Here is a 14,088-nt window from a genome sequence, read left to right on the forward strand (position 1 = left end):
CACGGCATGCCCGGTTTACCGCGCGCCTACCAGGCCGGCGTACAACGCGAACAGCTGCTTGAAGTACCGCTTTGCAGGACGAATGCGCATGGCGCCATTCCAGGGGGGAGGAAGTGGTCGGGCCCGGGGTGGCAGGGTCTCAAAGACCACCGCCAAGCCGGGCCGCGTGGGCATATTGGGCCAGCGCGAGGTTGCACCCGGGTTACGGTGCGGCTGCGGGGACATGGCAGAACGTCAAATGCAAAAGGGATCGGTGCGTCGCACCGATCCCTTCTTCAAGGTCTACCGACCAGCGGTCGGTAGCCACCACGTAAGTGTTTCGCTGCGCGAAACAGGAACGTGCGCTGCACGTTCCACGCTGGAACCGAAAAAGGCCTTAGGCCTTTTCCGCCTCCAGCGTCTTCCTGATTTGCGCATCCACCGCCGCAATGGCGGTCATGTTCAGCACGCGACGCGAGGTCGCGCTGGTGGTGAGGATGTGCGCCGGCTTGGCCACGCCCATCAGGATCGGACCGATCGCCACGCCGTCGGTGAACACGCGCACCAGGTTGTAGGCGATGTTGGCCGCTTCCAGGTTCGGCAGCACGAACAGGTTGGCGCGGCCCTGCAGGGTCGAGCCCGGCAGCAGCTTCTGCCGCAGCGCTTCGTCCCACGCGGTGTCGCCCTGCATTTCACCGTCCACGTTCAGACGCGGGTTGCGCTTGAGCAGCAGCTCACGCACCTGGCGCATCTTCAGCGCGTCCTTCGAATCATGGCTGCCGAAGTTGGAGTGCGACAGCAGCGCCACCTTCGGCTCGATGCCGAACAGCTTCATGCGGTAGGCCGCCTGCAGGGTCGCTTCGCACAGCTGCTCGGCGGTCGGGTCTTCCTGCACGTGGGTGTCCACGAAGAAGAACACGCCCTGCTGGTTGATCACGCCGGTCATCGCCGAGGTCGAGGTGACCTTCGGCTCCAGCGGCAGCACGCTGCGCACGTAGCCCAGCTTCTTGTGGAAGCGGCCGACGATGCCGGTCAGCATCGCATCGGCTTCGCCACGGGCCACCATCACCGCCGCGATCAGGGTCGGGCGCGAACGCATCAGGTTCTTCGCCGCGGCCACGGTCACGCCACGGCGGCCGGTCAGGCCGTGGTAGTACTGCCAGTATTCGTTGAAGCGCGGGTCGTCGTTGATGTTGGTGACTTCAACGTTCTCGCCGATCTTCAGGCGCAGGCCGAGGCGCTCGATGCGCGATTCGATCACTTCCGGGCGGCCGATCAGGATCGGGTGCGCCAGGCCGTCGTCGACCACGTTCTGCACCGCCTGCAGCACCACTTCCTCTTCGCCTTCAGCGTACACCACGCGCTGCTTGTCGCTGCGCGCGCGGTCGTAGACCGGCTTCATCATCAGGCTGGTGCGGTAGACGAACTGGGCCAGCTTGTCGCGGTAGGCGCCCATGTCGTCGATCGGGCGCGAGGCCACGCCCGAGTCCATCGCGGCCTGGGCCACGGCGGCCGACAGCTCCACCAGCAGGCGGCGGTCGAACGGGCGCGGAATCAGGTATTCACGGCCGAAGCTCGGGGTCTCGCCGCCGTAGGCCGAGCCCATGTCGGTGGCCGCACGACGGGCCAGCGCGGCGATGGCGCGCACGCAGGCGATCTTCATTTCCTCGTTGATCGCGGTCGCGCCGACGTCCAGCGCACCGCGGAACAGGTACGGGAAGCACAGCACGTTGTTGACCTGGTTCGGGTAATCCGACCGGCCGGTACCGATGATCGCGTCCGGACGCGCAGCGCGCACCAGTTCCGGCATGATTTCCGGGGTCGGGTTGGCCAGCGCGAAGATCACCGGGTCCGGCGCCATCGTCTTGACCATCTCGGCGGTCAGGATGCCCGGTGCCGACAGGCCCAGGAAGATGTCCGCGCCGTCGACGATCTCGGCCAGGGTGCGCTTGTCGGTGTTGCGCGCATAGCGCAGCTTTTCCGGGTCCAGGTCGGTACGGCCGGTGTGGATCACGCCCTCGCGGTCGAAGGCCAGGATGTTCTCCGGCTTCAGACCCAGCTGCACCAGCATGTTCACGCAGGAAATGCCGGCCGCGCCCATGCCCGTGGTCGCCAGCTTCACTTCTTCGATCTTCTTGCCGGTGATCGCCATGGCGTTCAGCACCGCGGCACCGACGATGATCGCCGTGCCGTGCTGGTCGTCATGGAACACCGGGATCTTCATGCGCTCGCGCAGCTTGCGCTCGACGATGAAGCACTCCGGTGCCTTGATGTCTTCCAGGTTGATGCCGCCGAAGGTCGGCTCCAGCGAGGCGATGATGTCGACCAGCTTGTCCGGGTCGTTCTCGTCCACTTCGATGTCGAACACATCGATGCCGGCGAACTTCTGGAACAGCACGCCCTTGCCTTCCATCACCGGCTTGCCGGCCAGTGCGCCGATGTTGCCCAGGCCCAGCACCGCGGTGCCGTTGGAGATCACCGCCACCAGGTTGCCGCGGGCAGTCAGCTCGCTGGCCTGCTGCGGATCGGCCTTGATCGCTTCACAGGCGTACGCCACGCCCGGCGAATACGCCAGCGACAGGTCGCGCTGGGTCAGCATGGGCTTGGTAGCGGAAACCTTGATCTTGCCGGGCGGAGACATCCGGTGGTAATCGAGGGCGGCCTGTTTGAAATCTTCGTTGGACATCGATGTGGGTTACATGAATGGGCAGAAGGGACAGGGGATCATACCCCCGTTGGAGCGGTCGGACCTGTCGCTATGCTGTCGCAGTGATGCTGCGACCGCACAATTCCATGGCGTATGCGACGTTACCAGAGCACAGCTTCGGCGCTGGCGATGACAGCCGTGGGACGCCTTGAAACGCTGCGGGGCCGTGCCACTGTCGTGACCGGCCCCGCAGTACCACACACCCGGATCAGCCCTTGGCGGGCAGCGCCTCGGTCATTGCCAGCGGCACGGCATCGATCAGCGGCGGCAGTTCGCTTTCGCGGCCATCCAGCGCCAGCTGCAGGCGGTTGCGGTCCAGCGCCCCCTCCCAGCGCGAGACCACCACGGTGGCCACGGCATTGCCGATGAAATTGGTCAGCGAGCGGCATTCGCTCATGAAGCGGTCCACGCCCAGGATCAGCGCCATGCCGGCCACCGGCACTTCCGGCACCACCGCCAGGGTCGCGGCCAGGGTGATGAAGCCGGCACCGGTAACGCCAGCGGCACCCTTGGAGCTGAGCATGGCGACCAGCAGCAGGGCGATCTGGTGGCCCAGGGTCAGTTCGGTGTTGGTGGCCTGGGCGATGAACAGCGCGGCCAGGGTCATGTAGATGTTCGTTCCGTCCAGGTTGAACGAATAGCCGGTCGGGACCACCAGGCCCACCACCGACTTGCTGCACCCGGCGCGTTCCATCTTCTCCATCAGCGACGGCAGCGCCGACTCCGACGAGGAGGTACCCAGCACCAGCAGCAGTTCGGCCTTGAGGTAACGCGCCAGCTTGAACACCGAGAAGCCGCACAGGCGGCAGACCAGGCCCAGGATCACCGCCACGAACAGGAACGCGGTGAGGTAGAACGAGCCCACCAGCCAGGCCAGGTTGATCAGCGAGCCCACCCCGTATTTGCCGATGGTGAAGGCGATGGCACCGAACGCACCGATCGGCGCGGCCTTCATCAGGATGTGCACCAGGCGGAACACCGGGGCGGTCAGCGCCTCCAGGAAGGTCAGCACCGGGCGACCCTTTTCGCCCACCAGGGCCAGCGAAATACCGAACAGCACCGCCACGAACAGCACCTGCAGGATGTTGCCATCCACGAACGCACTGACCAGCGTGGCCGGAATGATGTCCATCACGAACCCGGTCAGGGTCAGCTCATGGGATTTCTCCACGTAGCTGTGCACCGCGGTCTGGTCCAGGTCGGCCGGGTTGATGTTCATGCCCGCACCCGGCTGCACCACGTGCGCCACCACCATGCCCACGATCAGCGCCAGGGTGGAGAAGAACAGGAAGTACGCCATCGACTTGGCAAACACCCGGCCCACGGTACGCAGGTGGGTCATGCCGGCAATGCCGGTGACGATGGTCAGGAAGATCACCGGGGCGATGATCATCTTCACCAGCTTGATGAAGCCATCGCCCAGCGGCTTGAGCGATTCGGCGAAGGCCGGCTCGTAATGGCCAAGGATGGCGCCCAGCACGATCGCCACCACCACCTGGAAATACAGCTGGCGATAGAACGGCAACGGCTTGGCTGCCAGGGGGGCAGCGGTGGGAATGTGCATGGGAAACTCCGGCAGTGTCACGGGGATGCCGGCCGCAGGGGGCGGCATCGGGCGTGGTCTTTTTACGCCGGCTGCATCGCCACGCAGATAACCTATTGGTACTAGCCCCCCTGTTCAGCTAGTCCCAGTGCCTACACTGCAACGGCACCGCGCCCCCACGGCGGCGGGTGGCCGTGTCGTTCCGGGCCTTGTGGCCCCTCAGTTTTCCCGCTCGCGGCCGTTCTTGTACTGCCCCACTTTTTTGAAGCCAGACCCACTCCATGCGCCTGACCCCCCTGTTTGTTGCACTGACCGCCCTTTCCGCCCCACTCGCTGCGTCCGCCGCAGACTGGGACAACTGGCCCACCAAGGTAGCCTTCAGCGACGGCACCGAACTGGCCGCCACCGGCAATATCGCCTACGACCTCAACGACTTCTCCGGCAACAACGCCTTTGAAGACGACGACGCCGTGCGCCGCAAGGAATTCGGCGCCACCCTGAAGAAGAAGGGCGTGTACGACGCCATGGTGTATTACGACTTCCAGTCCGACACCTGGCTGGACGTGTTCTTCCGCTTCGAGAGCAAGGCGCTGTTCGGCAAGGACGTCGGCCGCTTCCGCTTCGGCTACATGAAGACCCCGGTCGGCCTGGACGCCAACACCTCCTCGCGCGCCGGCAGCTTCGTGGAAACCGCCCTGCCCGTGCAGGCGTTCTACGCCGGCCGCCGCACCGGTGCCGAATGGGTGCTGGAGCGCCCGGCCTACCTGATGCAGGTCGGCGCCTACGGTGGCAAGGATCTGCAGGGCGACAACCCGGGCACCACCCAGGCCGTGCGCGGCGTGTGGACCCCGGTGAAGGCACCCGGCGACGTGATCCACCTCGGCCTGGCCTATTCGCAGGAAAACCCGCGCGGTTACAGCGACGGCCGCGATGTGCACCATGAAGCCAGCGCCCGCCTGCGCGCCCGCCCGGAAGCCGGCCTGACCGACATCCGCCTGGTCGATTCCGGCGCGCTGGTCACCGCCGACCAGATCCGCCGTACCGGCGTGGAAGGTATCTGGATCCGTGGTCCGTTCTCGGTGCAGGCCGAAGCGCTGCGCACCACCGTCACCCGTGACGGCAAGCCGGACTACACCGGCGACGGCCAGTACGCCATGGCCAGCTGGATCGTCACCGGCGAATCGCGGCCGTACAACGCCGGCGCCGTGGCCAACGTGAAGCCCGCCCACAACTACGGCGCGGTGGAACTGCTGGCCCGCTACAGCCGCATCGACCTGGACGACGCCGACGTGTTCGGTGGCCGCCAGCACGACTGGACCGTGGGTGCGAACTGGTACCTGACCAGCCACTTCAAGTTCCAGGCGAACTACGTGTGGGCTGATGCCAGCCGTCGCGGCGTGCGGACCAAGCCGGAAATCTTCGAACTTCGGGCGCAGGTTCACTTCTGATGTCGCGCGGCGGGTGCACGCAACGTGCACCCGCCGGTACACCGTAAACTGACGCCATGTATCGCGTCTCCCGCTACCGCCCGCTGCTGCTGACCCTGCTGGTCATGGTGGGCGGGACGCTGCTGGCCGGCCTTGTTGCCGGCCGTTACGCGCAAGAGCGCGCCCTTGCGGCCGAAAGCACGCAGGTGCGCCGCCAGCTCGACCTCTACGCCCAGACCCTGCAGCAGCGCATCGACCGCTTCGGCACCCTGCCGCAGGTGATGGCGCTGGACCCGGACCTGCAGCAGGCATTGCGCCAGCCGCTGGATGATGCGGCGCGCCAGCGTCTCAACCTGAAACTGCAGCAGGCCAACAACGTAACCCGTGCCTCCACCCTCACGCTGATCGACCGCCATGGCGTAGCGGTGGCCGCCAGCAACTGGGACCAGCCCACCACCAACGTGGGCGAAGACTACAGCTACCGGCCCTATTTCCAGCAGGCCATGGCCAAGGGCAGCGGACGCTTCTACGGCATCGGCATGACCACCGCCGTGCCGGGATACTTCCTCTCGCAGGCGATCCGCGACACCGACGGCAGCGTGCTCGGCGTGATCGCGATCAAGATCGAACTGCGCGCGCTTGAGCAGGAATGGCTGCAGAGCCCCGACATCGTGATGGCCAGCGACGCGCACGACGTGGTGTTCCTGTCCAACCACGATGACTGGCGCTACCGCCTGCTGCGCCCGCTGGCGCCGGCCGAGCGCCGCGAAATGCTCGCCACCCGCCAGTACGCCGACCGCACGCTGCAGCCGCTGCGTGCGCGCACGTTGAATCTGCTGGAGGACGGCGGCCGCATGGTGCGGCTGGAACAACCCTCCCTGCCCCGCCCGGTGCTGTGGCAGACCTATGTACTGATCGACCCGCACTGGAAGCTGCACCTGCTGCACGACGCCGGCGCCAGCGCCGCCGTGGGCCGCAGCACCGCACTGGCAGCCGGTGGTATCTGGCTGGCGCTGTGCTTCCTTACCTTGTTCGTGCAGCAGCGCCGCCGCCTTGCATCGCACCGCCAGCGCAGCCGCCTGGAACTGGAAGCGGTGCTGCAGCAGCATGCGCAGGAACTCCGCACCGCGCAGGACGGCATCCTGCAGGCCGCCCAGCAGGCCGACAGCGGCCTGGCCCGCAGCCTCGCCCACCTGCCGCAGGGCGTGGTGGTGATCGACAGCGAGCAACGGTTGGTGGCGTGGAATGTGCGGTACCTGGAACTGTTCCGTTTCCCGCCGGACCTCATCCAGGTGGGCCGCCCGATTGAAGAAGCGTTCCGCTTCAACGCCCGCCGCGGCCTGCTCGGCCCAGGGCCGATCGACGAAGCCATCGAGCGTCGTCTGAACCACCTGCGCAGCGGCCGCCCGCACATGCGCGAGAGCGAGAAAGACGACGGCACCGTGCTGGAGATCCGCGGCAATCCGCTGCCGGATGGCGGCTTCGTCACCAGCTACGCCGACATCACCGCCTACAAGAACACCGCACGCGAACTGCGCTCGCTGGCCGACGCGCTGGAACACCGCGTGGCCGAACGCACCCGCGACCTGGACGAAGCGCGCCGTGAAGCCGAACGGGCCAACCGCTACAAGAGCCGCTTCGTGGCCTCGGCCGTGCATGACCTGCTGCAGCCGTTGAATGCTGCACGCATGTTTGTTTCGGTGCTGCGCGGCAAGTTAAGTGGCGACGCGCGCGAGCTGAGCGAGCATGTGGACGCCGCTCTGGCCGCGCAGGATTCCATCCTCAACAGCCTGCTGGATATCTCCCGGCTGGAATCGGGCACGCTGCAGACGCATGTGCGCGCGTTTGCGCTCTCGCCCCTGCTGGAAACTCTGGCCCGCGAGTTCGGCATCGCGGCGCAAAGCCGAGGCCTGCAGCTGGACTGGGTGGACACGCGCGCCGTGGTGATCAGCGATGAAGCGCTGCTGCGCCGCATCCTGCAGAACTTCCTTTCCAACGCACTGCGCTACACCCCACGCGGGCGTGTATTGATCGGCTGCCGGCGCGTGGGCGACCAGCTGCGGATTGAAGTGCACGACCAGGGTCCGGGCATTCCAGAGAGCCTGCAGGGTGAGATCTTCGAAGAGTTCCGCCGGCTCGACGATGGCGTGGATCAGGAGCGCGGCGCTGGGCTGGGGTTGGCGATTGTGGAGCGCATCGGCCGCCTGCTCGGCCACCGCATCAGCCTGCGCTCTACCTTGGGTCAGGGCAGCGTGTTCGCGGTAACCGTGGCGCTGGGCGATGCGGCGGCGATTCCTGCGCCAGCACCCGCGGCCGTGGCCCCGGTCGACGCTGGCGATGACAGCCCGCTGCGCCAGTGCCGGGTATGGAGCATCGACGACGACCCGCGCGTGTGCGCCGCCACCCGCGCGCTACTGGAACGCTGGGGTTGTGTGGTGGAACTGGCGGACGGCCCGCAGGCTGCGCTGGAAATCGCCTCTACCTTCAACGTGCCGCAGCTGTTGCTGCTGGACGTACGCATGGGCCAGTGGCACGGGCCGGACCTGTACGAACAACTGTGCGAACTGTGGCAGGCGCGCCCGCCGGTGATCCTGGTCACCGCCGAACGCGACGACGCGCTGAAGGCACATGCAGCGGAAAACGGTTGGGGCTTCCTGTCCAAGCCTGTCCGCCCGCCGGCCTTGCGGGCGTTGATGACGCAGTTGCTGGTGCGGCACAGGGCATAAGGGATCAAAGCAACCGTGGCACTGCATTGGTAGGGTCGCACCCCAGTCGACTGCACGTAACGGTGATACGTGCGACGAAGGCATGACCTAAAATCAAAAACGCGCCTCTCCGCCGCAGGTCATGCCCTATCGATCGCACAACCATCGTCGGCGGTCGATTGGGATGCGACCCTACCGATCACGCCTGCCCATCGGCATCCGTCGCCCGACGCTGCCTCTTCGGCACATGATCCCGATACCGGTACGGCACCGGAATCGGCGTTTCATCCAACGTCAACGTGATCCGCTTCGGCTCCACCTCCACGATCACCTTCCCGCCCACCGGCAGCTCAAACCGCTCCATCCACATGCCACGCAACATCAGGCACGGAATGCGCCCACCGTCGGGCATTGGCACACCGCCTGGATGACTAAGCGATCCAATTCGCAGCGTATCCGGCACATACATGCCGATGCGGGTCTGGGGTTGCTCGGTTGAGGGAACTTCGGAATTCGAACGACGCATTTGCCACCTCCGTGGAAGTCCCCCTCGCCGGAATGGCGAGGGAGTCGGGAGGCTGAAACCGCTCGAAAACACACGGCATGACGTATTCCCGCGAAGGTGTTGTATTCCGCCACCCTCCCGACATGGGACGTCCACACTGTTGTTTTCGAGGAGTGTTCAGGCTCCGAGGCAACACCATGCGCCACGCCGTACGCAAAGTGAAATTGCTTGTTTGGAATGATATTGAGGTTTCGATAGGCACGCACTACTGAACGTCGTGATCGACACTCAATCGACGTAACGCGTGGCAATGCTTCGAAGGTCGAACGCCCTCAAGAGTTCAAGTCGCCTTCAACGGACGACAGCACATTTTTCACCCACGTGGAGTAGCGAACCCGCGCTCCACCCATACAGAAGAAGAGCGCTTGCCCGTCAACGCTTGCGCCTTCTCCCGCGCCGCGAAGCGTTGCGAATTACTTCTACCGGGTCTTCGTCATCCGCCGACGATAGATCGAATGGCCTTTTGCCAAGGCGGATGATGTTGCGAATTACGCCCAGCCAGGCATCTCCGAACAACAGTGACAGCGCTATCGCCGTATAGACCAGCAGAAAGAAGCCCGGGGCCACGATCATGCCGTCATCGGCGCCTTGGCATGTTGAGAGCTGGGTGCTTAGGTGTGCGATTACGACCAGCTCGGTTGACAGCAGGACGGCTGCTGCCACGCGAACGGCAATCACGTTGGCTTTGAACAGCCCTGTCCGCATGAAATCGAACTTCGAGTAGATCGCCAGGACCAGCAGGGAGAGCAGCCATGGCCAGAGGAAAGCGCCTGGGTACTGTTCCTGGTTGCAGGTCATGGTGAGCATTAGCTCGCCCAGGGCGAACAGGATGTAGACCGTACCAGCCAGCAGGGCGGTCCGGAGGCATTTTACGAAGATCTGTTCGCCGGTTAGCGGCATGGGGCTCTTCCTTGAGGTCGTTGCGGCTTTGTTTGATCGCAGACAGAGAAGCCTGTCTTCGGTTTGGATCATGCCCTATCGCGGCGGGGTGCAGGGTCGGCGGTCGACTGGGGTGCGACCCTACCGGTGCTACCCCACCGGTGCCGATTCCGGGGCCGTTGTCGGGGCTACCGGCGCCGGAAGTGGCCGGGCAGAGGCCGGCTCTACCAAGGGTGTGACGACGCAACTAACCGCAGAATACAGCTGCGCTCTACGTCAGGTCTGCGCCTGCGTCGCCTTCCGGTTCCAGCGCCTTTACCAGCACGGCGGCCTGGGTGCGGCTGTGGCATTCGAGCTTTTTGAGGATGGCCGTTACGTGCACCTTTACGGTGTTTTCGGCCAGGCCCAGTTCGTAGGCGATCTGCTTGTTGAGCAGGCCGTCTGCGAGGGAGAGCAGGACGCGGAACTGCTGCGGCGTGAGCTGGGCGAGGCGGGCTGCGAGCAGGGCGTCGGATTCGGAGCGCTCTGCGGCCATGGCGGGGAACCAGAGGCTGCCGTCGAGGACGGCGGCTACGGCCTGGCCGATGGTTTCTGCCGGGGCGGATTTTGGGATGAAGCCAGCGGCGCCGAACTGCTGGGCGCGGCGGATGACGCGGGGGTGGTCGTTGGAGGAGACGATGACCACCGGGATGTCCGGGTGCGAGCCGCGTACGTGCAGGAGTGAGGAGAAGCCCCGGGCGCCGGGCATGGTGAGGTCGAGGAGGACCAGTTCAATTTCCGGGTGCTGATTGAGGGCAGCCTCTAAAGCCTGGGCGCTGGCGACCTCGATGACCTGGACGGCCGGGAGGGCCTGCCGCAGGGAGTGGACCACGGCGGCGCGGAGTAGCGGGTGGTCGTCGGCCACGAGGATGGTGATTTCGCTCATGGGGGCATTGTAGGGGGCGCTTTGGGTTGGCGCGAAGAGCATCCACGCAGCGCGTGGATCTACCGGGGTGTTGCGCGTGGAGTTTCAGCGGGGCTGCGTGCTGCCCTTCCAGGCGTCCAGGAACTGCCGCCGCTTCAGACCATCCAGATAGACCAGCAACCCCGGGCCCAGCAGGATCGGGCGGTAGCTACGACCGGGCGTCGGGCTGCGCTGGTCGGGGATGATCGACATCAGCCTGGCTTCGCGCGAGAGCACCTGCTGGCCACGTGGTGAGAGCAGGTAATCGAGGAAGCGCCGTGCTTCGGTGGCGTTGTGGGCCGTGCGCGGGATCACAGCGGTGCGCAGCACCACCAGCGTGTAGTCCTCCGGTTCGACGATGCCGAGCGGGGCACCGGCATCAATGCGCGCCTGCGCGTACGAGCCCAGCACGTTGTAGACCAGCGAGAGCTGGCCGCTGCTTACCTTGTCCAGCAGAACGCCGGTGCGCTCCTCCAGCTGCACCTGGTTGTCGCCGAGTGCCCCAAGCAGCGCACCCGCCATGCTGCCGCGCTGACCGTCCTGCGTGGCGAGCAGGTAGCCCACGCTGCTGCGCTCTACGTCGTAAGTTCCCACCTTGCCTGCCAGCGGGGCGTCCGGGGCGCGCAACAGTTCAAGCAGCTGACTGCGGGTGCGTGGGACGCGGGCGGCTGGCAGGGTACGGGTGTTGTAGACCATCGCCACCGGTTCGTAGCTGATGCCGAAGGCTTCATGCCGCCACTGTGCCCACGAAGGCAGCGCTTCAGTCTGCGGCGAACGGTGCGAGAGGGCGTAGCCGTCGTTGACAAGCTTGGCCTGCAGGTCCATGCCGCTGCTGATCAGCATGTCCGGGCCGTCCGGGCGGTTCTTCTCGCGCAGGTACTGGGCGTACATGTCCTGGGTGATGACGTCTTCGTAGACGATCTCGGTACCCGGGTACAGGCGTTGGTAATCGGCGATGACGGTGCTGAAGACTTCGATGTCTGTCGAACCGTGGATGCGCAGTTCCGACGTGGCGGTGCCGTTGGCCGGGAAGCGCTGGATGTCTCCGGGTGCAGCCCACGCATGGCCACTGATGAGCAGCAGCGCCATGCCCAACGGGAGCATCACCCGCGCAAACGCGCCAGGAATGAGGGTAGTGCGCATCATGCGTGCAGCCTCGGCAAACGAATCGTGGCGACCAGCCCGCCACCGGGGCGGTTACTCAGGTCGATATGGCCGCCGTGGCTGTCCACCACGCGCTTGACGATCGCCAGGCCGAGCCCTGCCCCGCCGGCCGGGGCTTCTTCGCCGCGAGCAAAGCGCTCGAACACGCGCTCGGCGTCGCCGGGCGGAATACCCGGGCCATGGTCGGCAATGGTGATGACGCAGTGCTGCGCTTCTTCCGTGAGCGCCACCTGCAGCGGGCCATCGCCGCCGTACTTGATGGCGTTGTCGATCAGGTTCTTGATCGCTTCGCGCAGCAGCAGCGCATCGCCCTGCACACGGCTGGACGCCACGCCCACCGCCAGTTGCACGCGCGGGGTCGGCAGCGCCTGTGGCAGGGCTTCATGCAGGGCCTGATGCACGGTTTCCACCATGTCCACCGGGGCGAAGCGCTGCAGGTTGGAACGGTGGATGACGCTGGCGTCGCTGAGCAGCTGGTTGAGCAGGCGGCTCATGTGGGTGGCGTTGCGGTCGATGGCGACCAGGCTGCGGTGCATGTCTTCGGGGTCTTCGTCGTCCAGTGCGAGCTGCGCCTGTGCACGCAGCGCGGCCAACGGGGTGCGCATCTGGTGGGCGGCCTCGGCCATGAAGGCGCGCAGGGTTTCATTGCTGGTGGACAGGCGCGCCATGAAGCGGTTCAAGGCGGCGACCATCTGGTCCATTTCGCGCGGTACGCGGGCGTCCAACGGGCTCAGGTCGGACGGCTCGCGGCGAGAGAGTTCGCGCTCCACCTTCACCAGTGGGCGGAATGCACGATGTACGCCGAAGGCCACCAGTGCCAGCGACAGCAGCGAGAGCACGACGATGGCGATCAACGCGCGGTTGACGATCTCCTGCGCCACCGCTTCACGCGCCAAGCGTGTCTGGCCAACCTGCACCCGCACTTCAGCCTGGGCCGAGGGCGAGGAAACACGCCGCGACACCACCACGAACCGAACGGTTTCCCCGCTGTACTGCGCGTCGAACAACTGGGGTTCGTCGGTGGGCGTGCGCGGCGGTGGCGGCAGGTCTGGGTACCCGGTAACGGTGCGGCCACGCGCGTCATACACGCGGTAGAACACCCGGTCATCCGACGCCATCGCGAGCAGATCGAGCGAGGCATACGGCAGATCCACCTGCCACTGCGCGTCCACCAGCGCCACCGAATCGATGATGGACAGCGCGGAAGAAACCAGCAGATGGTCGTAGGAACGATTGGCGGCACGCTGGCCGTAGTCGCGCGCGGCGAACAACAACGCCACTGCAAACACTGCCAGCAGCACACCCAGGTACAGGGTGAGCGTGCGCCGCAGCGAGCTGGGCGCGCGGGTGTCAGCCTTGGGCATCAGGCGCGCCGTCGATGGCTTCGAGCAGGTAGCCGCTGCCGCGCACGGTCACGATGCGCAGCGGCGCATCAGCCAGCTTCTTCCGCAGGCGGCCGACGTAAAGCTCGATGGCATTAGGACCGGCCTCGTCGTCGAAGCCGAACAGGCCGTTGCCGATCTCATCCTTGCCCACTACATGGCCCAACCGGCCCATCAGGATTTCCAGAAGGCGGTACTCACGGTTGGGCAGTTCAATCGGCTGCCCATCAAGGCTTACCCGGTGCGAAGCGTTGTCGAACTGGAAGCCGCCAATCTGCACCACTTCGCTGGCCTGCCCGCGCGTGCGCCGCAGCAGCACGCGGCAGCGGGCTTCGAATTCGCGGAAGTCGAACGGCTTCCCCAGGTAATCATCCGCGCCCACGTCCAGCGCCTGCACGCGGTCTTCAATGCCGTCGCGCGCGGTGAGCATCAGCACCGGCGTGGCGTCGCCGCGCTCGCGCATGCCGGCCAGCACGCGCAGGCCATCAAGCTTGGGCAGGCCGATGTCCAGCACCACCAGGTCGAAACTCTGGTAGCGCAGCACGCTGGCGGCGGCCAGGCCGTCGCTCTGCCAATCCACCGCGTGGCCGCTGCGGCGCATGCGGCGAACGATGGCGTCGGCCAGGTCCGGGTTGTCTTCGACCAGCAGGATGCGCATGGGGCAGGAATGGGGAACGGTGCGGGAATCCTAGCGCGAGCGGCGTGTTTCGTGGGTTGCGCTGCGCTGCAACAGGCGCCGACAGGTGGATGACAGCTTCCCCGATCTAGGCTGCGCCATCGACAACCTGCGGGAA

10 protein-coding genes are annotated in these 14,088 nt (G+C 65.8%); 2 read left to right on the plus strand and 8 right to left on the minus strand.

Annotation, left to right across the window (positions count from 1 at the left end; translation table 11 throughout):
• Positions 1–376: 376 nt before the first annotated feature.
• On the minus strand, positions 377–2,665 hold the full coding sequence (locus RYM47_RS06535) for an NADP-dependent malic enzyme (protein ID WP_315386731.1): 2,289 nt from the start codon (positions 2,663–2,665) through the stop codon (positions 377–379).
• Between the two features lie 229 nt (positions 2,666–2,894).
• Positions 2,895–4,250 (minus strand): dicarboxylate/amino acid:cation symporter, encoded by a 1,356-nt coding sequence (locus RYM47_RS06540; RefSeq protein ID WP_315386732.1) that lies wholly within the window; start codon positions 4,248–4,250, stop codon positions 2,895–2,897.
• A 260-nt stretch (positions 4,251–4,510) separates the two neighbouring features.
• On the opposite strand from RYM47_RS06540, the gene RYM47_RS06545 reads away from it, so the two are divergent.
• Both RYM47_RS06545 and RYM47_RS06550 read left to right on the plus strand, forming a co-directional pair.
• On the plus strand, positions 4,511–5,677 hold the full coding sequence (locus tag RYM47_RS06545; RefSeq protein WP_315386733.1) for a porin: 1,167 nt from the start codon (positions 4,511–4,513) through the stop codon (positions 5,675–5,677).
• 56 nt (positions 5,678–5,733) lie between these two features.
• Complete coding sequence (locus RYM47_RS06550) at positions 5,734–8,382, plus strand: PAS-domain containing protein (protein WP_315386734.1); 2,649 nt, start codon at positions 5,734–5,736, stop codon at positions 8,380–8,382.
• A gap of 178 nt (positions 8,383–8,560) precedes the next feature.
• Here the strand turns inward: RYM47_RS06550 and RYM47_RS06555 are convergent, their stop codons facing one another.
• From RYM47_RS06555 to RYM47_RS06580, 6 genes are all read right to left on the minus strand, one after another.
• Positions 8,561–8,887 carry a hypothetical protein gene (locus RYM47_RS06555; protein ID WP_315386735.1) on the minus strand — a complete coding sequence of 109 codons (327 nt, stop codon included), beginning with the start codon at positions 8,885–8,887 and terminating at the stop codon, positions 8,561–8,563.
• A gap of 411 nt (positions 8,888–9,298) precedes the next feature.
• Entirely contained in the window at positions 9,299–9,826 is a 528-nt protein-coding gene (locus RYM47_RS06560) for a hypothetical protein (protein ID WP_315386736.1), read from the minus strand.
• Between the two features lie 250 nt (positions 9,827–10,076).
• Positions 10,077–10,730 (minus strand): response regulator transcription factor, encoded by a 654-nt coding sequence (locus tag RYM47_RS06565; protein WP_311182766.1) that lies wholly within the window; start codon positions 10,728–10,730, stop codon positions 10,077–10,079.
• Positions 10,731–10,814: 84 nt separating this feature from the next.
• A complete protein-coding gene (locus RYM47_RS06570; RefSeq protein ID WP_315386873.1) occupies positions 10,815–11,852 on the minus strand; it encodes an ABC transporter substrate-binding protein in 1,038 nt (345 codons plus the stop codon).
• Positions 11,853–11,890: 38 nt separating this feature from the next.
• Entirely contained in the window at positions 11,891–13,276 is a 1,386-nt protein-coding gene (locus RYM47_RS06575) for a sensor histidine kinase (RefSeq protein ID WP_315386737.1), read from the minus strand.
• Complete coding sequence (locus RYM47_RS06580; protein WP_102945101.1) at positions 13,263–13,952, minus strand: response regulator transcription factor; 690 nt, start codon at positions 13,950–13,952, stop codon at positions 13,263–13,265. Before RYM47_RS06580 ends, RYM47_RS06575 begins: the two co-directional genes overlap by 14 nt.
• Positions 13,953–14,088 lie beyond the last annotated feature (136 nt).

This window comes from uncultured Stenotrophomonas sp., assembly GCF_963519125.1.
GTDB lineage: Bacteria > Pseudomonadota > Gammaproteobacteria > Xanthomonadales > Xanthomonadaceae > Stenotrophomonas.

Excerpts from the sequence above, each read along its gene's own strand:
- RYM47_RS06580 (WP_102945101.1), bottom strand. The coding sequence starts at position 13,952 with ATGCGCATCCTGCTGGTCGAAGACAACCCGGACCTGGCCGACGCCATC.
- RYM47_RS06560 (WP_315386736.1), bottom strand. The coding sequence starts at position 9,826 with ATGCCGCTAACCGGCGAACAGATCTTCGTAAAATGCCTCCGGACCGCC.
- RYM47_RS06550 (WP_315386734.1), top strand. The coding sequence starts at position 5,734 with ATGTATCGCGTCTCCCGCTACCGCCCGCTGCTGCTGACCCTGCTGGTC.
- RYM47_RS06535 (WP_315386731.1), bottom strand. The coding sequence starts at position 2,665 with ATGTCCAACGAAGATTTCAAACAGGCCGCCCTCGATTACCACCGGATG.
- RYM47_RS06540 (WP_315386732.1), bottom strand. The coding sequence starts at position 4,250 with ATGCACATTCCCACCGCTGCCCCCCTGGCAGCCAAGCCGTTGCCGTTC.
- RYM47_RS06570 (WP_315386873.1), bottom strand. The coding sequence starts at position 11,852 with ATGCTCCCGTTGGGCATGGCGCTGCTGCTCATCAGTGGCCATGCGTGG.
- RYM47_RS06575 (WP_315386737.1), bottom strand. The coding sequence starts at position 13,276 with ATGCCCAAGGCTGACACCCGCGCGCCCAGCTCGCTGCGGCGCACGCTC.
- RYM47_RS06545 (WP_315386733.1), top strand. The coding sequence starts at position 4,511 with ATGCGCCTGACCCCCCTGTTTGTTGCACTGACCGCCCTTTCCGCCCCA.
- RYM47_RS06555 (WP_315386735.1), bottom strand. The coding sequence starts at position 8,887 with ATGCGTCGTTCGAATTCCGAAGTTCCCTCAACCGAGCAACCCCAGACC.
- RYM47_RS06565 (WP_311182766.1), bottom strand. The coding sequence starts at position 10,730 with ATGAGCGAAATCACCATCCTCGTGGCCGACGACCACCCGCTACTCCGC.